General features: G+C 69.1%; 29 protein-coding genes and 2 pseudogenes. 6 read left to right on the plus strand and 25 right to left on the minus strand.

Translation table 11 applies throughout. The features are described from left to right. Window positions 1–89 precede the first annotated feature (89 nt). The gene (locus ACZ6BB_RS41120) at window positions 90–1,043 is read right to left on the minus strand and encodes an IS481 family transposase (protein WP_471620203.1); all 954 of its coding nucleotides are present in this window, start codon (window positions 1,041–1,043) and stop codon (window positions 90–92) included. 159 nt (window positions 1,044–1,202) lie between these two features. Here ACZ6BB_RS41120 and ACZ6BB_RS41125 point away from each other — a divergent pair, with 159 nt between their 5' ends. Beyond that, the gene (locus ACZ6BB_RS41125; protein WP_471620204.1) at window positions 1,203–1,376 is read left to right on the plus strand and encodes a hypothetical protein; all 174 of its coding nucleotides are present in this window, start codon (window positions 1,203–1,205) and stop codon (window positions 1,374–1,376) included. Between the two features lie 24 nt (window positions 1,377–1,400). Here ACZ6BB_RS41125 and ACZ6BB_RS41130 read toward each other — a convergent pair. Next, window positions 1,401–1,565 (minus strand): annotated as a pseudogene (locus ACZ6BB_RS41130) (transposase); the annotation flags it as partial. A 469-nt stretch (window positions 1,566–2,034) separates the two neighbouring features. Between ACZ6BB_RS41130 and ACZ6BB_RS41135 the strand changes: the two are divergent. Together ACZ6BB_RS41135 and ACZ6BB_RS41140 are read left to right on the plus strand one after the other, a co-directional pair. Then, on the plus strand, window positions 2,035–2,571 hold the full coding sequence (locus tag ACZ6BB_RS41135; RefSeq protein ID WP_471620205.1) for a DEAD/DEAH box helicase family protein: 537 nt from the start codon (window positions 2,035–2,037) through the stop codon (window positions 2,569–2,571). Between the two features lie 118 nt (window positions 2,572–2,689). Continuing rightward, window positions 2,690–2,962 carry a hypothetical protein gene (locus ACZ6BB_RS41140; protein WP_471620206.1) on the plus strand — a complete coding sequence of 91 codons (273 nt, stop codon included), beginning with the start codon at window positions 2,690–2,692 and terminating at the stop codon, window positions 2,960–2,962. Between the two features lie 799 nt (window positions 2,963–3,761). On the opposite strand, the gene ACZ6BB_RS41145 is transcribed toward ACZ6BB_RS41140, so the two are convergent. The 4 genes from ACZ6BB_RS41145 to ACZ6BB_RS41160 form a co-directional block, all read right to left on the minus strand. After that, window positions 3,762–3,908 carry a hypothetical protein gene (locus tag ACZ6BB_RS41145; protein WP_471620207.1) on the minus strand — a complete coding sequence of 49 codons (147 nt, stop codon included), beginning with the start codon at window positions 3,906–3,908 and terminating at the stop codon, window positions 3,762–3,764. Between the two features lie 184 nt (window positions 3,909–4,092). Beyond that, window positions 4,093–4,587, minus strand: a complete 495-nt coding sequence (locus tag ACZ6BB_RS41150) for a hypothetical protein (RefSeq protein ID WP_471620208.1) — start codon at window positions 4,585–4,587, stop codon at window positions 4,093–4,095. Further along, window positions 4,584–4,793, minus strand: a complete 210-nt coding sequence (locus ACZ6BB_RS41155) for a hypothetical protein (protein WP_471620209.1) — start codon at window positions 4,791–4,793, stop codon at window positions 4,584–4,586. Before ACZ6BB_RS41155 ends, ACZ6BB_RS41150 begins: the two co-directional genes overlap by 4 nt. Before the next feature lie 232 nt (window positions 4,794–5,025). After that, a complete protein-coding gene (locus tag ACZ6BB_RS41160) occupies window positions 5,026–5,841 on the minus strand; it encodes an oxidoreductase (RefSeq protein ID WP_471620210.1) in 816 nt (271 codons plus the stop codon). 105 nt (window positions 5,842–5,946) lie between these two features. Here ACZ6BB_RS41160 and ACZ6BB_RS41165 point away from each other — a divergent pair, with 105 nt between their 5' ends. Continuing rightward, window positions 5,947–6,519 carry a TetR family transcriptional regulator gene (locus ACZ6BB_RS41165; RefSeq protein ID WP_115913134.1) on the plus strand — a complete coding sequence of 191 codons (573 nt, stop codon included), beginning with the start codon at window positions 5,947–5,949 and terminating at the stop codon, window positions 6,517–6,519. A gap of 39 nt (window positions 6,520–6,558) precedes the next feature. Here ACZ6BB_RS41165 and ACZ6BB_RS41170 read toward each other — a convergent pair whose 3' ends face one another. Further along, window positions 6,559–6,756: a hypothetical protein gene (locus tag ACZ6BB_RS41170; protein WP_471620211.1), complete on the minus strand. Its 198-nt coding sequence runs from the start codon at window positions 6,754–6,756 to the stop codon at window positions 6,559–6,561. Window positions 6,757–6,900: 144 nt separating this feature from the next. Between ACZ6BB_RS41170 and ACZ6BB_RS41175 the strand changes: the two are divergent. Further along, window positions 6,901–7,110 (plus strand): annotated as a pseudogene (locus ACZ6BB_RS41175) (acyl-CoA-like ligand-binding transcription factor); the annotation flags it as partial. 23 nt (window positions 7,111–7,133) lie between these two features. Here ACZ6BB_RS41175 and ACZ6BB_RS41180 read toward each other — a convergent pair. Beyond that, window positions 7,134–7,991 (minus strand): SDR family NAD(P)-dependent oxidoreductase, encoded by an 858-nt coding sequence (locus tag ACZ6BB_RS41180; RefSeq protein WP_471620212.1) that lies wholly within the window; start codon window positions 7,989–7,991, stop codon window positions 7,134–7,136. Next, window positions 7,984–8,832 (minus strand): alpha/beta fold hydrolase, encoded by an 849-nt coding sequence (locus ACZ6BB_RS41185; protein ID WP_115913136.1) that lies wholly within the window; start codon window positions 8,830–8,832, stop codon window positions 7,984–7,986. The genes ACZ6BB_RS41180 and ACZ6BB_RS41185 overlap by 8 nt, the downstream gene beginning before the upstream one ends. 254 nt (window positions 8,833–9,086) lie before the next feature. On the opposite strand from ACZ6BB_RS41185, the gene ACZ6BB_RS41190 reads away from it, so the two are divergent. Beyond that, a complete protein-coding gene (locus tag ACZ6BB_RS41190; RefSeq protein WP_471620213.1) occupies window positions 9,087–10,844 on the plus strand; it encodes an AMP-binding protein in 1,758 nt (585 codons plus the stop codon). Window positions 10,845–10,992: 148 nt separating this feature from the next. Here the strand turns inward: ACZ6BB_RS41190 and ACZ6BB_RS41195 are convergent, their stop codons facing one another. The 16 genes from ACZ6BB_RS41195 to ACZ6BB_RS41270 all read right to left on the minus strand — a co-directional run bounded on the left by ACZ6BB_RS41195 (window position 10,993) and on the right by ACZ6BB_RS41270 (window position 24,291). Then, complete coding sequence (locus ACZ6BB_RS41195) at window positions 10,993–11,400, minus strand: hypothetical protein (protein WP_471620214.1); 408 nt, start codon at window positions 11,398–11,400, stop codon at window positions 10,993–10,995. Next, window positions 11,390–13,171: a hypothetical protein gene (locus ACZ6BB_RS41200; RefSeq protein WP_471620215.1), complete on the minus strand. Its 1,782-nt coding sequence runs from the start codon at window positions 13,169–13,171 to the stop codon at window positions 11,390–11,392. Before ACZ6BB_RS41200 ends, ACZ6BB_RS41195 begins: the two co-directional genes overlap by 11 nt. A gap of 33 nt (window positions 13,172–13,204) precedes the next feature. After that, entirely contained in the window at window positions 13,205–13,555 is a 351-nt protein-coding gene (locus tag ACZ6BB_RS41205; RefSeq protein ID WP_471620216.1) for a hypothetical protein, read from the minus strand. Between the two features lie 19 nt (window positions 13,556–13,574). Then, window positions 13,575–15,419 (minus strand): hypothetical protein, encoded by a 1,845-nt coding sequence (locus ACZ6BB_RS41210; RefSeq protein ID WP_471620217.1) that lies wholly within the window; start codon window positions 15,417–15,419, stop codon window positions 13,575–13,577. Then, window positions 15,416–16,093, minus strand: a complete 678-nt coding sequence (locus ACZ6BB_RS41215) for a hypothetical protein (RefSeq protein WP_471620218.1) — start codon at window positions 16,091–16,093, stop codon at window positions 15,416–15,418. Before ACZ6BB_RS41215 ends, ACZ6BB_RS41210 begins: the two co-directional genes overlap by 4 nt. Further along, on the minus strand, window positions 15,991–16,941 hold the full coding sequence (locus ACZ6BB_RS41220) for a site-specific integrase (protein WP_471620219.1): 951 nt from the start codon (window positions 16,939–16,941) through the stop codon (window positions 15,991–15,993). The genes ACZ6BB_RS41215 and ACZ6BB_RS41220 overlap by 103 nt, the downstream gene beginning before the upstream one ends. Window positions 16,942–17,350: 409 nt before the next feature. Continuing rightward, window positions 17,351–17,533, minus strand: coding sequence for a hypothetical protein (locus ACZ6BB_RS41225; RefSeq protein WP_471620220.1), 183 nt, complete (start codon window positions 17,531–17,533; stop codon window positions 17,351–17,353). Next, window positions 17,533–18,006 (minus strand): hypothetical protein, encoded by a 474-nt coding sequence (locus ACZ6BB_RS41230; RefSeq protein ID WP_471620221.1) that lies wholly within the window; start codon window positions 18,004–18,006, stop codon window positions 17,533–17,535. The genes ACZ6BB_RS41225 and ACZ6BB_RS41230 overlap by 1 nt, the downstream gene beginning before the upstream one ends. Continuing rightward, window positions 18,006–18,908 carry an Lsr2 family DNA-binding protein gene (locus ACZ6BB_RS41235; RefSeq protein ID WP_471620222.1) on the minus strand — a complete coding sequence of 301 codons (903 nt, stop codon included), beginning with the start codon at window positions 18,906–18,908 and terminating at the stop codon, window positions 18,006–18,008. The genes ACZ6BB_RS41230 and ACZ6BB_RS41235 overlap by 1 nt, the downstream gene beginning before the upstream one ends. 11 nt (window positions 18,909–18,919) lie before the next feature. Then, on the minus strand, window positions 18,920–19,093 hold the full coding sequence (locus ACZ6BB_RS41240) for a hypothetical protein (protein WP_471620223.1): 174 nt from the start codon (window positions 19,091–19,093) through the stop codon (window positions 18,920–18,922). 23 nt (window positions 19,094–19,116) lie between these two features. Then, complete coding sequence (locus ACZ6BB_RS41245; protein WP_471620224.1) at window positions 19,117–19,395, minus strand: hypothetical protein; 279 nt, start codon at window positions 19,393–19,395, stop codon at window positions 19,117–19,119. Next, window positions 19,392–19,832 (minus strand): ASCH domain-containing protein, encoded by a 441-nt coding sequence (locus tag ACZ6BB_RS41250; RefSeq protein WP_471620225.1) that lies wholly within the window; start codon window positions 19,830–19,832, stop codon window positions 19,392–19,394. The genes ACZ6BB_RS41245 and ACZ6BB_RS41250 overlap by 4 nt, the downstream gene beginning before the upstream one ends. Further along, a complete protein-coding gene (locus tag ACZ6BB_RS41255; protein ID WP_471620226.1) occupies window positions 19,829–20,506 on the minus strand; it encodes a GGDEF domain-containing protein in 678 nt (225 codons plus the stop codon). The genes ACZ6BB_RS41250 and ACZ6BB_RS41255 overlap by 4 nt, the downstream gene beginning before the upstream one ends. A gap of 126 nt (window positions 20,507–20,632) precedes the next feature. Further along, entirely contained in the window at window positions 20,633–20,833 is a 201-nt protein-coding gene (locus ACZ6BB_RS41260) for a hypothetical protein (RefSeq protein WP_471620227.1), read from the minus strand. Further along, the gene (locus tag ACZ6BB_RS41265; RefSeq protein WP_471620228.1) at window positions 20,830–21,075 is read right to left on the minus strand and encodes a hypothetical protein; all 246 of its coding nucleotides are present in this window, start codon (window positions 21,073–21,075) and stop codon (window positions 20,830–20,832) included. The genes ACZ6BB_RS41260 and ACZ6BB_RS41265 overlap by 4 nt, the downstream gene beginning before the upstream one ends. A gap of 324 nt (window positions 21,076–21,399) precedes the next feature. Next, window positions 21,400–24,291, minus strand: a complete 2,892-nt coding sequence (locus tag ACZ6BB_RS41270; RefSeq protein WP_471620229.1) for a tetratricopeptide repeat protein — start codon at window positions 24,289–24,291, stop codon at window positions 21,400–21,402. Window positions 24,292–24,462: the final 171 nt, after the last annotated feature.

A 24,462-nucleotide genomic window follows, 5' to 3' on the forward strand; every position in this document is an offset into this window, starting at 1 on the left:
GCGGTCAAGAGGGTGTCTAACTCGGTCGTCACAACCCGATGTTGGACACCCTCCCTGCGTCCGTGAACCCCGCAATAGGAACTACTCGTCTAGGTGTACTGACCCGTGAGGTTGGGGACGCGGCTGGCGGGTGGTTGGCCTTTGAGCGCGGTGTGTCCGCGGTGGTGATTGTAGGTGTGCAGCCAGTCGGGGAAGGCTTCGCGGCGTTCCCGCTCTGACCGGTAGGGCTTTGCGTAGGCCCATTCGTCGAGCAGGGTGCGGTTGAAGCGTTCGACCTTGCCGTTGGTCTGGGGCCGGTAGGGCCGGGTTCGCTTGTGGGTGATCCCGGCCGCCGCGAGAGCGTCGCGCCAGTCGTGGGAGCGGTAGCAGGAGCCGTTGTCGGTCAGGACCCGTTCGACGGTGATCCCGGCCTGGGTGAAGAAGGTGTGGGCCCGCTGCCAGAAGCCGGTGGCGGTCTCCTTCTTCTCGTCGGTGTGGATCTCGCTGTAGGCCAGGCGGGAGTGGTCGTCGACGGCTGTGTGGAGATAGCTGTACCCGGCGTTCTGGCGGTTCTTGCGGCCCGCCCGGCGGCCGAGCACCTTGTGGCCGCCGCCGGCGGGGATGTTGCCGAGCTTCTTGATGTCGACGTGCACCAGCTCGCCGGGACGGGCGCGTTCGTAGCGGCGTACGACCCGGCCGGTGGCCCGGTCCAGGTGGGTGAGGCGGGCCAGGCCGTAGCGGGCCAGCACGCGGTGCACCGTGGAGGGCACCAGGCTCAGCAGATGGGCGATGCGGGCCGGGCCCCAGCGGCGCAGGACGCGGACCTTGATGATCCGGCGCTCGGTGCGGGTCGGGGTGCGCCGTGGGCTGTGGTGCGGGCGGCTGGGGCGGTCGGCCATGCCCGCCTCGCCGAACGCGCGGTAGCGATCCGCCCACCGCTGGGCCGTGGTGGGCGAGACCTGGAAGCGTTCGGCAGCCCGCCGCAGCGGCCAGCCGTCCTCGACGGCGCAGCGGGCCAGGCGCAGGCGTCCGGTCTCGGTCAGGGGTGCATTACGGTGGGGCACGAGGGCCTTTTGCTGCCATCCGGGAACGAATTCGGGAGCTGGGCTTCCCTGGAGTGGCGACGTTCTATGTGTGGCACGACGAACAGGCCGGGCAGCTGCGGTGCTTGCTCGACCAGTTCTGTGCCTCCGGATGCTGCGTTGCCGTTCAGCGGCACGTATGTGGCTTCCGACGCCCTGCGTCCGATCGTCGAGGGGTTCCTGGCCGAGAGCAAGCCAGGCGTCGTCGCCTGGTCGGACCTGGACGACGTGGAGAGCCACTTGGAGCAGACCGAGATAGAGCCGGAGACCACACCGTTGCGAGTCTGGGCCAGCAGTGTGGGAGCCCCACGCTGACTGGTCCTGCCCGTCCACACGAGCGAGTCGGCGGTGGCAGATAGGGGCTGCGGCTATGCCGACGAAGGCGAGGAAGTGCTCTGCCTTGCGTTCGTAGCGGCGGTGCAGGCGTCGGCAGCCGGCGAGCCAGGACACAGTCCTCTCAACAACCCATCGGTGTAGGCCGAGCTGCTGCGAGGACTCGATCCCCTAGCGGGCGATGCGGCGGCATCGGGGCCCCAGCTATTACGCCGTAATAGGAAGTCTGGCACCTGTTCCGGCACCACCAGGACAGAGGCGAGCTGGCAGGCTTCGCCCACCATTGACTGACGTCCAGCGACTTCGTCCGCACACGGACCGAGCGACGCCGACTCGGTCCGACCGGCGTCGGCTCCCGTCGCGGATTGCGGGGGGAGGGCTGGTCTTTCGTGGCGACATCACCGAGGGCCAACAGTTTGACGCTCAGATAGTGGTACGTGAGCTGATGTTCGTTTTGGCTTGGGTGCAGTTCGGGCCGATTGACCGGTCGCGATGGCGTGCTTGACACACGCGGCACGGTAGCTGAGCTTGAGCTTTGGTCGTCCCCCGGCTGTGCGGGAAGCAGTCGCTCGGTCGAGGCTACGCCTTGCCTGATGGCAATTGCGTCGCCGGCCGGGGTGGTCATGTCTACGCTGACGGCGTGACCGTGGTGTGGGTGACGGGCAATTCAGGGACCGGTAAGTCCACGGTCTGTGGGGTGTTGCGAGAGCGTGGCTACGTCGCGCTCGACGCCGACGAGGACGGCTTCAGCCGCTGGATCGACCGGGCTACGGGCGAGGTCGTGGTGGATCCTCCGTATCCGGTTCCCGGGGGCTGGCTCGATCGATACGGGTGGGCGATCGTCCGCGAACGCGTTGAGACCCTCGTCGAGGAGTCTCGTTCCCGAATCGCGTTCTTGTGCGGGTCGGCGGAGAACGAGGCAGATGTCCTCGATCTTTTCGACGTCATCGTGGGCCTGGTGATCAACGATGACATCCTCCGACACCGGCTCGCGACCCGCACTACGAACCCCTTCGGTAAACATCCCGAAGAGCTCGCAGCGGCCCTGAAGTGGAATCCTCGGATGCGAGCGATCCACGAAAGCCGTGGCGCGACGATCATCGATGCGTCCAAGCCCGTGACCGAGGTGGTGGACAGCGTGATCGCCGCGGTTCAGGAGCTGAGAAGCGGCGCGTAAGTCTTCGCCCGCCGAGCTTCGCCTCGAACTTTCTTGTGGTACTGGTCGCTGATCCAGGCCGGAGAGCCAATCCCCAACCTCGTTGGTGACTCCCGGCAGGCCATCGTCGACCGAAAACGTGGCTGCGGTCGCCGTCGCCGCCATGACCAGCGATGCGCACGACGGGCAGCGGTACGACCTGGCCGGGCCCGAGCTGCTGACGTTCGCAGACCAGGCGGCAGTCCTGGAGGACGTGCTGGAACGGCCGGTTGAGATCGCCGACACGCCTACGCTCGACCAGTTGCCGGCCGGGATGGCCACGGGCATCGGGTGGGCGCGCGCCGGCGGTGCGGCCTACATCACCGACCACGTGCCGCATGTGCTCGGCCGACCGGCGGGCACATTCGAGTAATGGGCACGTGACCATCGGGAGGCATTCGCGGCAACGCCATAACCCACCTGACGCATTGCTTGCTTGAGCACCGAACGGAATATAACGACAAATTTACGCAAAAGCGACCCGCAGAATTGGGCCCGCAGGGGACTATCTCCACGGGGGTGGTGTGATCCGACCTTGGATGGTGCGGCAGGCCGTCAGAGGGACGCACAGGGCTTTCTGTCCTTCCGGTGCCAATTCTCTTCCTCCATATGGGCAAGCCCGCTCGCCGCAGCTGAACGGTGATGAGTCTCGGATCGGTCAGGACGTCGCGGACCCTCGCGCACCCCGCGATGGTTCTTGCAGAAGCCCAGCAACAATCCGGCCGCGCCAGCCGAAGGCGCTTCGGTTCGAGGTAAGAGGCCGGGGCTCTTCTCGAAGCTGGTCAGCCACCCCGGCAGGGCGAACAACTTCGCGGCGCACGCACTGCGTCTCGGACGCTGAGTTCGCCGGGCGGCACTACGTCAGAGAAGCTGCTTCACTGCCCTGGCGAGCACTGGGGCCGCTTCTTGAGCGAGAAACTGGCCTGACTCAAGGCCAAGCCCTGAAACGCGAAAAGGCCGGTACTCCCCGCAGGGTTCGCGAGGAGTACCGGCCTTTGTAGCGCGCGGTCAAGCTGGTGAGTCAGGGCGCCCATGCTGCGGGCAGCTCCCCGTGTTCGGGGTTGGGTAGTTCGGCGGCGCTTGCCGGTGCAGCGGGGTGCCGCATGGCGGTGATCGGGACGGCGCCAGGTTCGGTGTCGGGGCTGGTGAAGTGGCGGTGTTCCAACCCTGCACTATTCAGTCGCGTCAGCGTACAGACCCCGGTGGGCGATGAAGCCGTGATCGGTCGCGTCCTCGCCAGGCGTCCAGAGATGTTCGGCGGGCTGCATGCTGCCGTCGTCGCCCTCACGGGTCTCGATCTCGTACGGGGACGTGGTCACTTCGACCTCGCCCCTTGGATGGCGTCAGCCAGGAACGTGGCGGCGTCGGTCTCGTGCGGGTCGTTGTAGGACGCGTGGTCGCCGTCGTCGAACGGCGCGCCCTTCGCGGTGACCGTGAACCCGGGGATGACGGTGGCTGCCTTGCCTGCCAGCTCGGTGTTGAGGCGATCGGCGTCGCGGGAGGCTAGCCAGGTCTGGGTGTACGGGCCGAGGCGGAGCAGGGTGTAGCCGGTGTTGTCCTGTCGGCGGCTTCGACGTGGACGGCGTAGGTCGCGGCCGGCATGCCGACGTCGTCGGGGAGCTCCAGGCCCGATGCGGCGTGGGTGAGGACTGCGAAGGCGGGGTTCCAGACGCCGATGATCGCGTTCGTCTCGCAGCGCAGCCAGCCCTTGCTGGTGTAGCCGAGCCGGTAGCCATGGAGGTAGGCCGCAGCGTGCGGGGTGTCAGGGTGGACCAGAGCGATGGCGATGAGGTCGGGGCCGTGGTCGTCGCCCGGACGGGTGTGAGCGCGCTCGACGAACGGGCCGACGCGCACGGCGATGTCCTGGGAGCGGCCAGGCGTCCAGGGCTCCGGGTCGCGCACGGCGGCAAGCAGCGCGCGGAACTGGTCGACGACGGCCCGGGCCCCGGGAGTGAGGGCGCCGGGCGCGTGGCCGCAGCGGCGGAAGAGACGCTTCATCGGGTGGCCTCCTGCTTGGCGGTGGTGTTGTCGGGTGTCGTGAGCACTCGCGGCAGATGGCGGTGGAAATGCTCGATTTCGACTTCACGGTCGCGGTCGCGAAGTGCTCGGGCAAGGAGTTCGGTGAGGCCGCATGCACGGTGCTTGCCGCCTGTTCTCTCGCCCATTGCGAGCTGTTGCTCCAACACCGCGTAGCCGCGGTTCAAGCGGCTGATCAACGCGCAGGGGCAGCACGAGGCCGGCCTCGGGGAACAATGGAAAAGCGGTTGGCGCTAAGCCGTTGATCTTGGTCGGATGACGTGTCTAGCCCGGAGTGTCTGGGGTGGATCCACCGCAGCCGTGTGGATGATGAGGCATGGTGCGCGAGGAGAGCCGTGGATGGGTCGAGACCGCCATCGCCGGATTACACATCCGTGGCGAGGGTGTTCGGGGTGCCGGTCAGGCGGGCAGCTGGTTCAGCTTGCGGATCTGCCGGTCGAAGGCACGAGCGGGGACGAGGCGGCGCAGGGTGCTGACGCGTCCGGCGGTCGGTCCGGCGGGGTAGCGCAGCTTCGGCTTCGGGTCGGTCGCCGCAGCGACGATCGCCTTGGCGACGGTGGCGGGATCGTCGCCGTCCTTCATCGCCGCGGCCATCACGCGCTCGAAGACCTGCCGCTGCTGCTCGTAGACCGGCAGAGGCGTGGCGGGTTTCGGGGAGTTGGCCTCGAACGCGGTCCTGGTGTAGGCGGGCTCGACGAGCAGCACGCGGACGCCGTGCTGGCGGACCTCGTGGTCCATGGACTCGGAGTAGCCTTCGACGGCGTGCTTGGACGCGGCGTAGGCGGCCATGTAGGGCGCGGGGACGAACCCGAGGACGGATGAGATGTTGATGATCCGGCCGCGGCCTTGGGCGCGCATGTGCGGCAGGACGGCCTTGGTCATGCGGATCAGTCCGAAGACATTGATGTCGAACAGCTGCTGGTCCTGGGCAAGGGAGCGTTCCTCGCCGGCGCCTGCGGAGCCGATGCCGGCGTTGTTGACCAGGACGTCGATCCGCCCTAACTGCTCGATCACGCGGTCGACCGCGCGGGCGACCGAGGTGTCGCTGGCCACGTCGAGGTCGAGGAACGTCACGCCCTCGCGGCGGTCGTCCCCTGAGGCTTTGCGGCTCGTGCCGACGACCTCGAATCCCGCATCGACGAGCGCGAAGGCGGCCGCCTTGCCGATGCCTGACGATGCTCCGGTCACGAGTGCTACAGGCCGGTTCGTGGTCATGATGGGCCTCCTCATTGATTTGATTATGACCGTAATACAATTACTGTAGGGCGGGAGTAGGAGGGCAGCAAGCGGCCTCTCCGCCGGAGCTACGAGGAGGAGCGCGTGGCGCGCTACGCGAAAGACCACAAGCAGGCGACGCGACAGCGGATCATCGAGGTCGCCGGCCGCAGGTTCAAGAAGGACGGCATCGACAGCTCCGGAGTCTCCACGCTGATGTCGGACGCAGGGCTCACCAACGGAGCCTTTTACGCCCACTTCGCGTCCAAGGATGACCTCGTCGCCACCGTCGTCGCCGACCAACTGCGGACGCAGGTGGCGACGTACGGCAGACTGCGGCCGGGTCGCCAAGGACTCGAGGACCTCGTTCGCCAATATCTGTCGCCCGAGCACCGTGACCAGCCTGATGACGGCTGCCCCTCAGCTGCTCTGCTCGACGAGATCGGCCGTTGCGGCGACGCAACCAAACAGGCCTACACGGACGGCGCGGGCGCCATTGTCGATGAGATCGCCGCCCGCCTGGCGCCCGAGGACTCGAAGTCGGCACGCGGTAAGGCTCTCGGGCTCTTCACCATGTTGGTAGGGACGTTGCAACTGTCCCGCGCCCTGTCTGACCGAAACTTCGCCAACAAGGTGCTCGAACAGGGGATTGAGAACGCCCTCACCCTCATGAGCTAAGGCGTCCCATCGACGACGGAACATAGCGCAGGCGCCGCCTCACATTACTGAGACGTCCTCGCTGAGTTCGCGGAGTAGCGGACGCACGAGGGAGCCGGTGGCGATGATGGCGTCGTCGAAGGTGACGGTCTGAGTGCCGCCTGCGGTGAGAGCGACGTCGATGGCGCGGGCGCCGGGGAAGGTGTCGTGGCCGTCGATCTCGGTGATGGCGCCGCTCTTCTTCATGAGGAAGTGCACGCCCTTGACCCTCCGTCGGCCACGGCCCATGCAGGCGCTGACAGAGCGGAAAAATTCAGTGTGCCCTCAGCGATACCGATCACCGCCGACGTTGATTTCGAGGGTCGCCTGCACACTCGGCGGCTTTTGTCAGATCTTCGCCGCATGCCGACCGACGTCCCGCTGCACGAGGTAGTGCACCGTGGCGTCAGCGCCGAGTACGTCGCTGAGCAAAGAGGGCTCGCGCCGGACGACCTGGTGCAGAGAATGGTCGGCCAGATGTCGCTGGCGGCGGCGCTGTCGGCGTACGAGCAGTGGCTCGATTCGCCGGACGCCTCGTTGCCCATCCTCCCCGACGAGGCGATGGCGTCGCTGCTGGAGCATCTCGCGCCGTGGGTTCAGGACGTCAGGAGGTCCTCGCCCTCGCGGGCGTCGAGGCGTCCGAGGATGTCCTGCACGGTAGTGTCCCGAGCCAGCTGGGAGTCCAGGGAGGGCGCGACGAGGCCCCGGAGCCTGGAGACCCCAGCCCACCTGCGTGGGCGGAACACCCGGGGATTCCTCCGGCGCAGGCCGTCGACGATCGCTCCGGCCGCTTCCTCGGGGCTGATCCGCTTGCGCAGGAACCTCGGCTGAGTGTCGAGGAGGGCCTGGGCCGCCGGGTCCTCGTCGACGCTCTGCCGAATCATGTCGGTGTTGATCATCGCGAAGTACGCCGTGGTGACACTGATGCCATAACGCGCCAGCTCGACCCGCAGCCCGCGCCCGAGCTGCTCGACCGCAGCCTTGCTCATCGCGTAGGGGATGGTGCCGGCTCCGTTGGCGAAGGAGAACACCGAGGAGATCAGCACGAGCCGGCCCCGGCTCTCGATGAGGGCGGGGAGAGCAGCGCGGACGGTGTTGAGCGCGCCCCCCACGTTCACGTCGAAGAGCCGGTCGACCGTCGCAGGTGCCGACACCCGCACGGTGGCGCCGCGGGCGACCACGCCGGCGTTGGCGATCACGATGTCCAGACGACCGGCGTCTCGGCCGATGGTCTCGACGGCCTGGGTCATGCCGTCCAGGTCCGTGACGTCACCGACCAGGAAGCTGACTCTCTCGTCGAAGCTCTCGGCGGGATCCGGGTGCTGTCGGTCCAGCACGAACACGCGAGCGCCCGCAGTGCTCAGCGCCCGCGCCGTTGCGGCTCCCAGGCCCCGGGCGCCACCTGTGACCAGGGCGACCTTCCCTGCGATCGAGGTGCCCTCGCGCTCACTCACCGAGGAACCCGAGAGCCTCGGCGACGAACTCGCGGTGGTGCTGGAAGACGGCACCGTGCCCTGAGTTCGGGTAGATGGTCAGTCGCGAGTTCGGGATCCGGCGGGCCATGTCGGCCGAGTGGCTGCTCGCGACCATCAGGTCGTGGTCACCGTTGGCGATGAAGACCGGCTGGGTGATGACCGAGAGGTCGTCGGGTTCGTGCACGCCGGCCGCTCGGATGGCCTTCACCTGCGCACGCCGGGCCTGGAGCGAAATCTTCTTGTCACGACCCTGGGTGCGCTCCTCGAGACGCACGAAGTAGTCTTTCGCCGCCTGCTTGCCCGCCGGATCGCGGGGGAAGAACAGGAAGGCCCTGGCGTCGTTGAGGGTGAGCGCGGCCTTCGCGTACGCGCTGGCCACGATCTTCGTCATCGCGTCGAGATCCCCGGCTCCGCGTGGACCCGTTCCCGCGAGAATCACCCGGCGCACCAGCTCCGGTGCTTGCAGGGTGACCATCTGCGCGACTCCGCCACCCAGTGAGAACCCCAGCAGGTCGACCTTCTCGAGCCCCATCGCCCTGATGAAGGAGACGGCGTCCCGACCCATCTCCTCGACCGTGTGCGGCACTGATCCGCCGGATGCGCCGACTCCTCGGTTGTCGAACGCGATCACGCGATGGTGGGCAGCGATGCCGTCGATGACCCTCGGGTCCCAGTCGTCGAGGACGGCCATGAGGTGGTGCAGGAACACCACGGGCACGCCGTCGGCCGGTCCGAGGTCCCGGTAGGCGAACGGCACTCCGTCGACGTCGATCGTGCGGGTCGGCACGTCGATCCACGTGATCGTCTTCGTTGTCTTCATCTGGACCTCATGGGCAGGGCGCGGGGTGGCAGTCGCGCGACTTAGTATTACGATCGTTTATCTTACGTTCGTAAGACAATAGCTTCGCGATCCCCCCAAGGCAAGACGTCCCGCTGGCCAGACTTCCGTCACGGAGGCGCAAGAGCTTCGACGGAGGCGAGCTTGCCGGGACCGCTACCCTGACCTATCTTCTTACGACCGTAATACTATGGCCGACCACTTACAGGCGACGCGCCGACCTGGAGGAACCCATCGTGGACAGTTCGAGCCGCATCGTGCCGCGATTGCTGACCGACTCAGCCGACCGCCACCCCGAGGGCACCGCGATCGTCCTCGGCGAGAACCAGCTCTCATACGCCGACCTCGAGGCCGCCTCGAACCAGGTCGCCAACCTGCTGGTATTGCGCGGAATCATGCGGGGCGACAAGGTAGCCCTCTCCTGTCCGAACCTGCCGTCCTTCACGATCATCTACTTCGGGATCCTGAAGGCGGGCGCCACCGTCGTGCCGTTGAACGTGCTGCTCAAGGCGCGCGAAGTGGCCTACCACCTCACCGACTCGGAGGCGAAGGCGTACTTCGCCTTCGAGGGCAGCGCGGAGCTCCCGATCGGGAAGGCGGCCCATGATGGATTCGCCGCAGCGCCGGCGTGTACCAGCTTCTTCCTCATCGACAACGACGCGTCATCCGGAGTGGGACCGGAGGTCGAGCGCTTCGCCGACGCAGTCGCCGGGCAGCCGGCGACGCTCCCTCAGACCGAAGTGGACGAGGACGACACCGCGGTGATCCTCTACACGTCCGGCACCACGGGCCAGCCCAAGGGTGCGGCGCTACGGCACCGCAACATCTACGACAACACGGTCGTGGGTGTCGACCTCTTCGATTCGGACCCGGGCCGACCGGACACCTATCTGTGCGTGCTCCCTCTGTTCCACTCCTTCGGCCAGACCGTAATCCAGAACGGCGCCATGGCCTTCGGCGGCACCCTCGTCATGCTTCCTCGCTTCGAGGCACAGGCAGCGCTTCGCCTGATGCTGGCCCATGACGTCACGTTCTTCGCCGGTGTCCCGACGATGTACTGGGGCCTGCTGGGCGCGCTGGACGAGACTGTCGACGTCGCAGCCCTGGCGGCAAACCTGCGGGTGGCGGTCGCCGGCGGGTCGGCGCTGCCGGGCGAGATCCACCAGCAGTTCCAGCAGCGCTTCGGCGTGACGATCCTCGAAGGCTACGGGCTCTCGGAGACCTCGCCCATCGCCTCCTTTTCGCCGTACGGCGAGGAGCCCCGGGTGGGGTCGGTCGGCGTCCCGATCCCGGGCGTGCAGATGAGGCTGATCAAGGACGACTGGTCCGACGTCAAGGACATGCCCGGCGAAATCGGCGAGATCGCGATCAAGGGTCACAACGTGATGAAGGGCTACTACAACCGGCCGGAGGCGACCGCCGAGGCCATCAGGGACGGCTGGTTCCGCTCCGGCGACCTCGCACGCAAGGACGAAGACGGCTACTACTACATCGTCGATCGCTCCAAGGACATGATCATCCGTGGTGGGCTTCAACGTGTACCCCCGCGAGCTCGAGGAGGTGCTCATGCAGCACCCGGCCGTCTCCATGGTCGCGGTCATCGGCGTCCCACACGAGTCGCACGGCGAGGAGATCAAGGCGGTCGTCATCAAGAAGCCCGGCGACCCCACCACCGAGAACGAGCTCATCACCTGGGGCAAGGCGCAGTTCGCGGGCTACAAGTACCCACGCCTCGTGCAGTTCGTCGACGCGCTCCCGCTGACCTCGACCGGCAAGATCGTCAAGCGCGAGCTCACCTGATCCGTGACCTCGACCTCCGGCCCCTGCGCTCGCTGGTCACCAACGCCCGCAAGTACGCGTCGGGCCCGTACCTGCTGGCCTGGAGATCAGCGAGGGCGACGTCCAGATCAGCGTGTGGGACAGCAGCACGGCCCTGCCGTCGATCCTGGCGGCCGACCCGGAACGGATCGGCCAGCGCGGCCTCGAGACCGTGATGGCGGTGTCCCAGACCTTCTGCGTTCACCGGGAACCGGTCGGCAAGCGGATCACCGCGTCCGTCGTACTCGCCGACGCCCCTGGCGGGGACGTCGCCGGTCACCAGTCCCTTTGACGTCGTTAGGCAGGCAGCGACTTCCTCGTGCGTCAGGGGATGCTGGTCGGGAGGCTCCGAACGGGGCTGCGCTGGGTGCTGTTGTCGGTGAGCCGGTCCAGCTCGGTGCGGAGTTCGTGGATGACCTGGGCATAGACGGCGACGCGCTCGCGAAGCCGGTCGTTGTCCTCCCGCAAGGCCTGGGCGGCAGCTTCGGCATCTACTGCGCGGGCGTGCAGATGCTGGAACGCGGGTGGGATGCAGTTCGCCTCGGACTTTCGGCGGACGAATTCTTCTTTGAGGTCAACGTGCTTGTGCGTGAGAACCCAGCGCTTGACGCCTGCCTCGGCGGCGAGTTGCAGCGTGGTGAGAGCCCCGGTGGACCGCGTGGGACGGCCCTCGAGGAGCCGCTGGATCGCTGCGGTGATGGCGTCGCGTTCGTCGTCGTGGTCAGTGGCCATCGTGGGGTTCTCCGGTCGCGTCGTGGATGGTGACGATGCGTTCCAGGCGGTCGAGTTCGTGCTGTTCGCGGGCGTGTCGGAAGGCGGGAGCCAGCGGGTCGTCGACGAGCGGCCGTAGCTGCTCGATCTGGACGAGGACGTGTTCGATGTCGCGATCGGTCCGCGCGATGTTGACGCAGTTCGGGCGGCAGTCGTCGAGGTCGGGGGTGCGGCGGGTGCTGTCCTCCTCGCTGCGCAGGCGGCAGGCTGCTCGCTTGGGGTCCAGGACGCAGGTCATGCCCTTGCCGGGGAAAATCTGCAGGTCGGGGTTGGCGAGCATGGTGGTGGCGTGCCGCTTGGTGCGCAGGACTCGGCCGGCGAAGCGAGTGGCGGCCTGGACGCGGTGCCGGTATGTCTCGGCTGCTGGGCCGCTGACCTGCTCGCCTTCACGTAGGCGCTGGTGTGCGTCGGCGAGGGTGTCCAGCCGGGCCAGCCAGTCCTCGAAGGCGAGGTCGTCGGGGAAGCCCGAGGCGTAGTTTCCGGCGTAGCCGAGGGTCATCTGGACGCGGAGGTGTCCGTATTGGATGACGGCGGCAACCAGGCCCCGTGGCCGGCGGACGATGAACCAGGCCAGGGTGCGGCGCAGGCGAGCGGAGTAGATGACCGGGTGGACCGGGTCGGGCGGGATGCGGTCACTGCGGCCGTGCTTGGTGCAGTAGGTCTCGACCCAGGCCATGAATTCGGCGATGTCGTGGTTGATTCGGTTCTCCGACCGGGAGCCGCCGACGCGGCTGCGCAGGATGGTCGCGCCGTCGCGGCCGTCGGTGAACAACGTCGCTGGGAACAGCCAGGTGCTCGTGTGCAGCCGTTCCAGGACGGCGACGGCGGTGGCGACGGCCTCGGTGACGACCCACGGATCGGCCTGGATCTCGCCCTCGGGCATCTTGTCGCCGGCAGCGTCGCGGACACCTTTCCAGTGTCTGCCGCGCAGGAGGACCAGGCCGTGGGCGTGGTCTCGTTCGACGCAGCCGCGTTCAAGGCTGAGGACTTCGCCTGCCCGCATCCCCGACAGGTAGCTGATCACGATGAAGCAGGCCGTGCTCAGGTGCCGGGCCAGAAAGCCGGCATCGCTGTAGTCGATGGCCCCGTCGTGCCAGGGCTGGCCGTCCAACCGCCTGGTGATTGGCGCGTCCAGCGGCGCGCCTTCGATGACGGGCAGCCCCATCTCGGCGAAAACGGCGCGGTTACTGGGGGCGTTCAGCGCGCCGCGGGCCGTGTCGAGCACCTTTCCCAGATGCGAGAGGTTGACCCGGAGCGTGCCGTCGTTGTCCCGGAGGCCGGGAAGCGGACGTCCCCGCTCGCGGTAATCGCTCAGCAGGACGCGCAGCTCATCGGTCAGCGCGCCCTTCGGGCGCCGCGGTGGGGGAATGGTCCGGCCCCCGCGGCTGCGGCCGCTGCGCTCGCTGAGTACGAGGTATTCGTTGAAGGCCGCGGTGATGTCCTCGGCGAAGGTCTCCACGAACCGCAGGGACCAGGCCAGCAGCGCCGACATCGTCTCAGGGTGGATGCGGGGCGTCCGGTTCTCTTCGCGGATGGCGCGCCGCTGCTGGAGGATGTCCTGGATGCGCTCGCCGCGCCAGGGCGGTGTTTGCGGCAGCCGGTCGGCCTCGGGCAGCAGGTCCCGGTAGGACCACACCCGGTTCACGATCGAGAGCCGGTCTTCGCGCTGGGCATGGCTGGTCTCGGTTGCCTTGACGTGCGCGGCGTAGTCGTCGAGGTCGGCCAGGGACACCTCGCCGAAGCATGTCAGGCCGCGTCCGTGGAGTCAGTCGGTGAACAGCCGGAGGTTACGGAACGTGGAGGTGATGGTGGTGATCGCCAACGTGCGCGGGCGGAAGTAGAAGGTGGAGACGCTGGCGCTGGTGTGGTTGACCAGCAACCAGGTGAGCGTCTTGACCGTACGCAGGAACGGCGCGGTGATGGGGCTGAAGTCGATCGAGAACGCGGTGGTGTGGCCCTCGAAGACGGCGGGCGAAAGGCGCCAGCGCTGATCGGCGAATACCGACAGAGTGCTGGGGTCGGTTCCGGGGCGCAACGGCCGGTTGAGCAGCACGAGTGTGTCTGGCTCGGGCAGCACAGGCGCAGAGGGGGCCGGGGCGGTGTCCGGGAGGATCATGTCAGGTCGAGTCCTCGGGTCAGGAACCGCTCGACCAGGGCGCGCTGCTCGGCGGTGATCTCTGTGCGGGTCGTGGCGATCGTCGCGGTGGGGAAGCTGGCGAGCAGGTCGGCCAGTTGCGCGACGGGCCCGGCGAACCGTTCGGCCAGCGCAGTGGCGTCATCTCCTGCTTGCGGGCTTCCAGTCCGTCTTGGACGGCGATCAGCACCGGCAGGTGCGCCGGAGTCGCGCGGGCGCAGGGGCAGGACAGGCAGAGCAGGAACGAGGACCGGCAGGGCTCGCCCGCCGGGCTGTGCGGGCTGGCCAGGTGGTCGGTGCAGCCTCCCAGCACGGTGTCCAGTTCCCCGGCCAACAGCTTCTTCAGGGTGGCCGGGTCCAGGCCGTGGCGGCTAGCGACGGCCTCGGGCATGTGCCGGGCCTCGGCGACATCGGCGGCCGTCAGCACTCGCATGACCTGCGCGGCTCTCGCGCCAGCCAGCTGCTCCTCCAGCACGTCTGCGACGACCTTCTGGTACTCGGCGAGGTTGCCGCGGTTGCGGGCCAGATACTCGTTCGCCAGCGTCCGTTCCGTGTGTGCGACCGGCTGCTGGTGGCGCTCCAGCCAGCTCATCCGCAACCGTCGGCTGTCGACCACCAGCGGAGCCGGAAGACCGTCCTCGCCCAGGGCGTCAGCGCTCAGGTTCGCGCCACGGCTCCAGCTGGCCAGGATCGAATTGGGCAGGCCGGTGCGGAACCCGCGAGCCTTCTCTACGCCCTTGGAGCAGAAGAAGACCAGGAGCAGATCCGTCCCGACGTGCGCCCGTGCAGGGCCGGCCAGATCGACCAGCAGCGCGTAGACCCCGAACGGCGTGTGCAGATCGAACTGCCGGTGAGGGCTGCCGCCCGGCCCGCCGGGCGCGCTGGAGGACAACGCGGTCGGCATGTGTGCGCGGTCCCGGCCGCGGCGCGGCTTGACCAGGTCCACCACCGCAGTCGCGGTGGTCCCGGTGTGCCCGTCGGCGCGGTGGTGCGTCGCCGTGGCGGTGGCGATCGTGCTGTAGTTCTGCCCGGTCAGGCAGAGCAGGAGCACGCCGGCCGCGCCGATGTCGGAGAAGGTCAGGTGCAGGTCCGCCATCAGTCGGCCCGCCCCGAACGGACGGACGCAGTGGTCGGGCTGCCGGCCCCAGCGGGTGTCCCTGCGCGGGACGTCGCCGTGCCGCTCCACGTAGTCCAGCAGCTCGCCGTGCTGCCAGGTTCGCGGCTCCGCTTCGGCGTCGATCTGTCGGGCCCGCCAGCGGGCCAGCAGTTCCCGCCCGGTGAAGATCCGCTCGGCGGCCCGCCTGAGCTGGGAGCGTGCGGTGGTGGTGATGCGGTCGAACTCGGCCGTGGTGTAACTGACTGCGGGCGTGTCGTTGCGCTTCAGGCCCTTGCTGGCCAGCCGCGCCAGGAAGTCCTGCCCGGCGCCGTCGGGTGCGAACCGCAGCACCGAGCGCAGCGTCGGCAGCTCCCGGTTCAGGTTCGGACTGCCCAGCCCGGCCATCTGAAAGCTCTCCAGGTGGGCGGCTCGAAGCTGCGCCGGATGGACTGGCGGATGGTTCAACGAGGCCAGATGCTGTGCGAATCGGCGCAGCAGGCCGAAGGCGCTCTTGGCCGAAGACGTCGTCCGGCGCCGCCCGGCCGGGGCGGTCGCCCCGGCGAACGCGGTCGCCAGCCACACCACCAGCTCACGGGTGATGGGAAAGGTGGCGAAGTCGTAGTCGACCGCCGGGCCGCCGCTCTCCGGGAAGAAGCGGACCAGGCACTGCCCGTCGTCGAGGAACAACCGTCGCGGCGCCTGGTATCCGGGTGTCGGCAGCGCAGCCGGGCGCCCCGCAGCCCGGGTCATGACTGCTCTCCGGCGACCGGGTCGGACAGGACCTGCGGATGCGTGGCGAACATGGACACCATCAGGGCCGACAGCGCAAAACCGTGAGCGTGCTCGATCAGCATCGAGACGTCGAGGTCGCGGAAGGGCTCCAGGTAGACATCCATCGTGGTGGTCACGTCGGCGTGCCCCAGCAGCGTCTTGACCAGATACCAGGTGTCGCCGAACTGGGTGCGGAAGTCGCGTACCTCCTCAGCGTTCAGGTGCGCGACCTGCCGCTCGTAGAGCAGCCGGCCGACCGAGTACCAGCGCAACGCGAACGAGTGCCGCATCATGTGCGCGTTCGCCTCGAACGAGGTGAGCCCGGCGCGTGCAACGCGCTCGTTGCCGGTGTCGAAGGTGTGCTGCCAGCCGTGCGCCTCGCGTGGCATGCCGTCCTCGTTCAGCCAGACCGCCAGCGGTTCCAGTCCGGCGGTGGTCCGGCGAAACAGCCTCTTGCGGGCGGCAGGGTCCAGCGAGTCCAGCGACGCGGTCATCCGCCGGCCGCCTGTGTCGCGCATCTCCAGGCGCCGGTTGCGGGTCCTGCGTTCGATCAGCAGCAGCTGCGGCAGCCGCTCGTAGCGGCGGGCGCGTTGAGCGCGGCGAACCGCTGCGGCGCGTTCGCTCTCCTCGTAGGCCAGGACGTCGACCAGCACGCTGCGCGGCATCCAGAACCGGCGCCCACGTCCACCTTGGCGCATGCCTCCGCCAGCCGGCAGGTGTAGTAGGTGCGGGTCTCGTCGTCGGCAGGCAGCTCCAGGCGCAGGACGCTGGCCCACTCACTCAGCCGCAGCCCGGTGCCATAGAGCCCGTCGACAAACGCGCAGTCACGCTGGCTGTTGCGCCCGCGCCACCCGTCGATCTCCCGACCGCGCGGGTCCAGTCCGCGCAGCCCGACGTCGACCCAGCGGGCGTAACCGGCCGGGTCCAGCCACTTCACGTCCTTGCTGCGTACGAGGTGCGGGCTGGCCTCGAACGACTCCGTCACCGTGCCCGGGTCAGGGCCGGGAACCTGCCGTCGTGCCACCGGATCACTCACTCCGAACCGGAAACCGGCCCAGCGGTAGAACGCGCTGATCGCGATCAGATCGTCCAGCACCGTCCCGCCGGCCACGCGCCGGACGTTGGCCTCGTCAGTCATCCGCCAGAACTTGAACCCGGCGACGTCCTCTTCGTCCGCGTCGTGCCAGGCCCGGCCCGCCGCATCAAGGAATCCCAGCCAGACGGCCACCGCGAAGGCGTACTTCCTCCGCGTGCCAGCGCTCGCGTTGCGCATCCGAGCCGAGGCGAAGAACCCGTTGACCTCCGGCACCGACCACCCATCGGCCCGCAGCAGCACCGGCTGTCCCAACTGCGTACCGTGCGCGTGCGCCCACTCCGCCAGCGTCGGCAGGCCCGCCAGCACCGGATCGGCCGCGTACCACGAGACCTCCCGCCGCGGGTCGCACCAATGCACCTGCCACCGCGCCAACGGACCGGCTTCCACCTCAAGTTCATGGATCATCAACGAGTGAACATACAGCCACTCACGGTCACTGAAATCCCAGCAACAGTTGCTTGTGGCTAGAGACCGCCTGCGCAGCCGATGGCGATGCGGCGGGGGTCGGCGGGAAGGTTCGCGTAGTCGGCGAGGTTGACCAGCAGCTCGCGGGCGCCGGGGGTGTTCAGGACGACGTCCTGGACGCGGGGATGGAGACCGTCCAGGCGGCCGGGTCGCGGAGCCGGTCACGGACGTCCTCGATCCGGTCGGCGGCGGGCGGGACGGGCTGGCCGTCCGGGCCGGTGCAGGTAGCCGAACGAGATCAGACGGATCGGATGCAAAGGGTGCCTCCTGCTCGGTGGTGAAGGTCGGGAACATGTGGAGCGCCGCGCCCGGCCGGGAATGGCGGGGTGCGGCGCTCCGGGGTGGGCGGCTACCGGGTGGTGTCGGTGACCACGAGGAACTGGTCGCTGTGCAGGTCCATCACGACCTGCGCATCCGTCGTGCCCTGGGCGCGCTGGGTGGCTGCATACTCTTCCGCCGGCCACGAGCCGCGGGGCCCTCCGGCGGGGAACCGCTCCAGGACGCTGCGGGACTGCTCGCTGGTCGTGGCCATCAGTCGTCACCGCCGTTCACGCGCTCGTGGATCTCGATCAGCGTGCCGATGGCGTCGGGGCTCTCCGCCATGCCGACCCACTGCCCAAAGGCGGTGAAGACCGGCACGGCGTCGGTGTCGGGGTCGAACACCACGACGTAGTCGCAGTACCTGTCGAGGACCATCTCCCGCAGTGCTCGGGCCGGTGCGGTGGCCAGCACCTCCAGAGAGTCAACGGTGAGCCTGGCGGGCTTCGCCGGGTCGTCGTTCTGGGTGAGGAGACCGGAGACGTGCAGCAGGTCACCGGGCTGGATCTCGGTGAGCAGCGCGTGCGCGATCCGGGGATCGCCGGTGGTGCAGGACCAGACCACGTCGTCCACGGTGTCGTCGGTGGGGGAGACGACCAGTTGGAACCGGGCGGTGCCCGGGCCGTCGCCGGGCGCGGGGACGGTGTAGAGGAAGCCGTCGATGGTGAGCGGCTTGGTGTCGTCCATCAGCTCGCCTCCGCCAGGGCGGTGGTGCGATGGGCGGCGTCGTACGCGTCCAGGACGGTCTTGGCCGGGGTGCCCCGGTCGGCGACCTGGTGGCCGTGGGCCCGCGCCCACGTCCGGATCGCGGCCAGCTGTTCCTTGCTGCGCTTGCCGGGGGGCTCCGGGGCGGCGGCCACGACGCCGGTGGTGGTCTGGTCCTCGGACGCGGTCTGGTCCCCCGTGGCGGTACGGCTGCCGGCCTTCACCTGACGCAGCTGTGCCTGAGCGGCCTCCAGTTCGGACTTGGCGTTGGCGACCCGCTGTTCTGCCGCGCGCTGTGCGGCGTCGGCGGTACGGCGGTCGGTCAGCTCGGTGAGGTCGCTGCGGACGCGGGCGGCCCGGTTGCGGATGGTGGCGGCCGAGTGGTTCTCCGCCCACACCAGCAGGGCCTCGATCTGGTTGGCGTTCATCGTGCTGTCGGGGGCCGTGGCGGCGTCCGACTCCGGGGTGTCGGCGGTGTTCTCGGTGTCCGCGTCGGTGACGGGCAGTCCGGTGGGCTGGACGGCTTTGGCGTTCTTGGCGTGCCGGAGGGCGTCGGCGAGTTCGTCCTGCGTCAGGCCGAGGGTGTCGCGGACGTGCTGAGGGCTGTCGCCGTTGTTCAGCATGGAGGCGGCGGTGGCGGTGTAGGCGTTGGCGGGCATCGGGGCTCCGGTCGTCGAGGTGTCGGGGGTGGTGAGGTGGGGGAGCAGGGTCACGAGGTCGTCCTCGCCGCAGGGCAGTCCGAGCGTGCCCAGGAGGTCGGCGAGGTCGTCCTTGTCGCGGGCGTGGTGGGCGACCACCAGGGAGGCGGCGGCGCTCTGGCCGCTGCCGAGTTCGGTGAGTTCGAGGGCCTCGGCTTCGAGGGCCTCTTTCATGTCGGTGAACACGGGCGGGCCTCCTACGCCGCGGTGGTGCGGGGCTTGCGCTGGGCGATGTCAAGAAGCTCGCGGTTGCGCTTCTTCTGGGCGTCGGTGAGCGGCCGGGCCTTCGCGCTGTGGCGGTGCCAGAGCGGGGAGGCGGGCGGCTCGGGGTAGGCGAGGGCGTGGTCGACGTCGCGGTGGGTGCTGCTCAAGGGGAGCCTCCTGGTGGAGGGGTTCAGGCGTGGTCGTCGTCGCGCCGGCGGTTGGGCTGGATGTCGGAGGCGAACCGGCCGAGGCGGGCCTCGGTGGGGTTCGCGGCGATCCAGTCCTCAGCGCAGGCCTTGTGCACGGGCTCCCCGGAGTGGGAGCGCATGGGCGTGGGCTTGTCGCACAGCACGCAGGGGCGGTCCTGCCAGCGGTCGAAGTGCTGGCTGTCGCGCCAGTCGAGGAGAGCGCCGGGAGCCGGGATCAGGCCCGGCTCGAACAGCGGCTTCTTGCCTCGCGTGCGGGTCACGGCCGGAAGCCGGGCAGCTGCTGGAAGACGCGGTCCAGCAGGTCCGGTGTCGGCTTCCAGGGCACGACCTGCCCGCGGGCGGGGACGGGCAGGGGCAGCTCCTGGACGTCGTCGAGCACCAGGTGCCACGCGCCCGGGTGCGCCCACTGCGAGCAGAGCGGTGCTCCGTCGGGGTCCTGGTGGCAGCCGGTGATCCGGGCGATGCCGACCACCGCGCCCGTGACCAGCTGGCGGCCGCGGATCGTGCGGCCGATCAGCGGGATGCGCAGGGCGGGCTGGTCGATGGTCTTGCTCGTGTGCAGCAGCACCCAGCCGGTCCGCCACCGGACCGGGCGGTTCTCCACCGTCTTGGCCCCGGCGAGGATGCAGGCCGCGTACGGCTGCCGGATGCTGATGCCCCGGATCCAGTCGCCATCGGGCAGGGTCGCGAGGCTCATGCGGCACGCCCCCACACGCCGGTGCCCGGACGTCCGGCACGGCGCCCGTTGATGGACGGGACCGTGATGTGCGAGGCGGTGGCGAGGACCGCGCGGCCGGAGTGCTTGCCGTCGTACAGCGCGGCGTCGGCCGCCCTCTGCAACACGGTCAGGTCGCGGGTGCCGATCGCGTCCGGCGTCGCGGCGCCGACCGAGGCGGCGACGTCGACGGTGCGGCCGTCGTCCAGGACGACCGGGGTGTGCAGCATCCGGACCAGCTGCGCCAGGCGCTGTTCGCGGCAGCTGGCGGGCAGCTCCAGGACGATCGCGAACTCATCGCCTCCGAGCCTGCCCACGGCCACGTGCGGGCCCGCCCACGCGGTGAGGCGGGCGCCGAAGGCCGTGAGGACGGCGTCGCCTGCCGGGTGGCCCATCGTGTCGTTCACGGCCTTGAAGTGGTCGGCGTCGACCATGACCAGGGCCGTGTCGTCGCCGTGGCGGGCCAGGAGCCGGCGGGCGCGGGCGGTGTAGGCGTCGCGGCGCAGGAGGCCGGTCAGCGGGTCGCGCTTCGTGGCGGCGAGTTGCTTGTGCAGCGCGATGGCGTGGACCGCCCAGCCGGTCAACGGCACAGCGGCGGTGGTCAGTAAGAGTGTGCGCTGGCCGATCCGGCCGTGAACGCGCAGGACGGGGTTCATACTGAGGTTCGCCCTCTCGTCTCGTACGGGTTGGGTGGGCCCGGGACAGGCGGTCGGTTCCTACGCCTGGACGCCTGTCCCGGGGCTGAGCTGCAGCGGAGCATCCGCCGCGCCGGTGAAGGCGGGTCAGAACTCCAGGTGGATCGTGATCAGGCGCCGGGGGTCACCAGCGCTGGTGTGGATCGTGCGGCGGTGTGCGGAGAGACCGGCCCCGCCGCCCTGGATGGGCAGGTGGCAGTCCGGACAGCCGCGCCACCACTCGTCACCGTCCGGGAGGTCGGCCGGGGTGAGCGGGTGAGGGTGCGGGCCGGGCGGCGCCCCGCTCACCGGCCGGCTCCCGCCGTGGCGAGCTCGGAGGCCAGGTGAACGGTGCCGAAGCCTTCGGCGAGCAGCTGCTCGCGGGTGGGCGTCAGCTGGTGGATCTCACGGACGACGTGCACCGGGACGACCCGGTCGCGGGAGGCGTTCTGTGCCTCCACCGTGGCGAGCGGGACGTCGAACAGGACGGCTGCGGTGGGGCGTTGCCAGTAGCGTGCGCGGGCCAGCAGTCCGGCTCTCACATGAGGCATGGCGTTCGTGGAGTTCCCTGTCAAGTCCTTCTGTGCAGTCTCCTGGAGTTCCTGGCTCCCCGGTTGGGGACTACAAGGGGATGGCTCAGGGGCAAACACGATTGAGCTCGGAGCAGGCCCTGCGGTGGCCAGACTTTTGGGTTGTCGATGAGGGGAGGGAGTTCGGTAGTCGTCGCCGAGAACCAGCGGAACAGCTCCCCACCTGTGGCAATTCCATCCGTCTCACGAACCCCTGAGTACGTGGCATAGGCGCGTACCCGGCATGCGTTGGCGGTCCTGGATACGGAAGCGTCGTGTTAATCATTCGTGTTTCACGAACGATCGTTACTCGACAGCTGGACTGTCTTGGCCTGCTCGACTTCGCCAGTCAGCGAGGCTGTTCCGAGTGGTGAGGATGTGGGGGTGGTCCGGGCCTTGTGTTCGCAAGCGGTCGTCGAGCAATTCGGCGAAGGCCGCCGCAGCGCCCGCCGCATCACCTGCCTCCCCCCGCCAGTGGGCAAGGTTGTTCCGGGCGACGAAGGTGTCAGGGTGGTCGGGGCCATGTACTCGCAGTTGGTCGTCGAGCAAATCAGCGAGAGCGGCTGCGGCACCCGCCGCATCACCCGCGTATCCCTGCCAGACAGCAAGATTGTGGCGAGCGCGGACGGTTGCGGGGTGGTCGGGCCCATGTACTCGCAGTTGGTCGTCGAGCAATTCAGCGAAGGCCGCCGCAGCGCCCGCCGCATCACCCGCCTCCCCCCGCCAGGAAGCGAGGTTATGGCGGGTGGAGAGGGTACTGGGGTGGTCGGGGCCATGTACTCGCAGTTGGTCGTCGAGCAATTCAGCGAGAGCGGCTGCGGCGCCCGCCGCATCACCCGCCTCCCCCCGCCAGGAAGCGAGGTTATGGCGGGTGGAGAGGGTACTGGGGTGGTCGGGGCCATGTACGCGCAGTTGGTCGTCGAGCAAATCAGCGAGAGCGGCTGCGGCACCCGCCGCATCACCCGCCTCCCCCCGAGAATGAGCGAGGTTGTGGCGGGTGGGGAGGGTGTCGGGGTGGTTCGGGCCCAGTGCTCGCAGTTGGTCGTCGAGCAAATCAGCGAAGGCGGCTGCGGCACCCGCCGCATCGCCCGCGTATCCCTGCCACAAAGCGAGCCCATGGCGAGTGGAGAGGATGTCGGGGTGGTCGGGGCCTTGTGCTCGCAGTCGGTCGTCAAGCAGTTCGGCGAGAGCGGCTGCGGCGCCCGCCGCATCACCCGCCTCCCCCCGCCAGGAAGCGAGCCCATGACGGGTGGAGAGGATGTCGGGGTGGTCGGGGCCTTGTGCTCGCAGTCGGTCGTCAAGCAGTTCGGCGAAGGCCGCCGCGGCACCCGCCGCATCACCCGCCTCCCCCCGCCAGTAGGCGAGGTCAGACCGGGCGTCGAGGGTGTCAGGGTGGTCGGGGCCGTGTACGCGCAGTTGATCGTCGAGCAGTTCGGCGAAGGCCGCCGCGGCACCCGCCGCATCGCCCGCGTATCCCTGCCAGACAGCGAGCTTGTGTCGAGCTATGAGGGTGTCGGGATGATCTGAGCCGAGGTGGTGGCGGGCCGTGGTGGCGAGGTGGTGGAAGTGGTGGCGGGCGGCGATGACCTGGCCGGAGGCACCGAGGCTATTGCCGTTGCGGTACAGCACGTCGTGTGCGTCTGGCCGGTACAGGGCGTCTTCGGCGTGGCCCGTAAGGGCGTCGGTGTTAGCGCGCAGGGCCTGGGCAAGGGAGGTATCGCGTTCGATCTCGGGCCAGACAGCGGCCAGGGCGTCGGCGGCGGTGCGGGCGAGCTGGTCGACTTCCCTGGGAGTGAGGGCATCGCGGGTGGCGCGCTGGACGAGCTGGTGAACCCGGACCGCTGGGTGTGCGGCAGTGGGGGTGTGGTCGATGAGGCTGAGGCGGTGCAGGGCCCGCAGGGCGCCGATCGCCTCCTCGCGGGCGGCCTGTGCAGGGGAACGCTGCCGCTTGCCCGGCCACCACTTCCGTCGCCGCGCTCGTCTAGGGCCGGTTCGGGTGCGGTGCTGCGCGAGGTGGGTGAGGGCGGGCTCGCTGGTCAGCACTTCCTGAGGAATGCCATTGGCATCGAGCAGGGCGGCCAGCTGGAGCATGGGGCGGGCCAGGCCGACGGGACGGAGTCGGTCGGCGCGGTCGAGGGAAAGAGACCAAGCGGCGGCGACGGCGACTGCTTGTTCGTCGGGCAGCCGGTCGGGAGCGGTGTCGGCGAGTCTGGTGGCGCGGTCGGCCAGCAGATCGCGGTAGGCGGCGGCGCCCAGGCCGGCGTCGATGAGATAGGCGGCGGCCTGGGCAAGGGCCAGGGGCAAGTATCCGAGGTCGGAGGCCAGGGCGGTGAGCTGGTCGGCGGGCTCGACTCGGCCGTGGGCGGCCAGGGATGTGGTGAGGTAGGCGGCGGCTTCGGCCTCGGTGAACAGGCCGACCTCGATCCGGTGGCGGCCTTCTCCGATCAGGGCGGAGTCGCGGCGGCGGGTGGTGACCAGGGTCCGGCCGTACGGGCTGGCGGGCGGCCACAGGCTGTACCGAGTGTCGGGGTCGTCGGGGTTGACGACTAGGTCGTCGGGGTCGGCGACGTCGTCCAGGACGATCAGCCACCGGCACGGCCGCTGCCCGGCTTTCGGGGTCAGCCAGGCCAGCAAGGATCGGGCTGCCTCTTCCGGGTCGTCGGGATCGGCCCGGCACAGTTCGACGCCGGCCTGCGCGTATCCGGTCACCACGGGCGATTGGGCACTCGCAGTGACCCAGACCAGGACGTCCAGGCCGCCGTCCTCCCAGGCGGCGCGGGCGTAGGCGGCGGCGAGCTGGGTCTTGCCCACCCCGCCCATGCCAGTCAGCACCTGGGACAGCACCGCGGTGCCCCCGCCCTCGATCGCCGCCCGCAGATGGTCTGCCTCGGCGCGGTGCTGGAAGGACTGCGCCCGGGACGGGATGACACCGACCTGGTGCGGCCAGGCCGCCGGCTCCTGCGGCACTCGCTGCTGCACCATGGTCAGCTTCTTTGCGCTCACCTGGTGGATGTAGCCGGCGTTGGCGAGCCCGCCGTCGAACGCGATCGCGTCCCCGGTCCCGGACACCCGTACAGCAGCGGGGGCACCGTCGGTTCCCGGCGCCGGTCCGCGGTAGCCGGTCACCGTCGTGGCCCCGGAAGCGGCCGTAGCGTTCCCGGTGTCGGTCACCTCAATCTCTGCGTCGGCGGCGTCCATGGGGCCTCGTTGGCTCTTGTCTCCTCTGCCCACGCGACCGTTCCCTCTTCGTCTGCGCTCTGCCCGGCCCACCGGTTACTGACCTTTTCGGGTTGCCTTCGGGTGGTGACGTTGGGTGATCCCTGCGGTATGCCGGTGTTATGCGGTACGCGGATGGTGGGGGCCTGACTG

Source organism: Streptomyces sp. NPDC041108 (genome assembly GCF_055592645.1).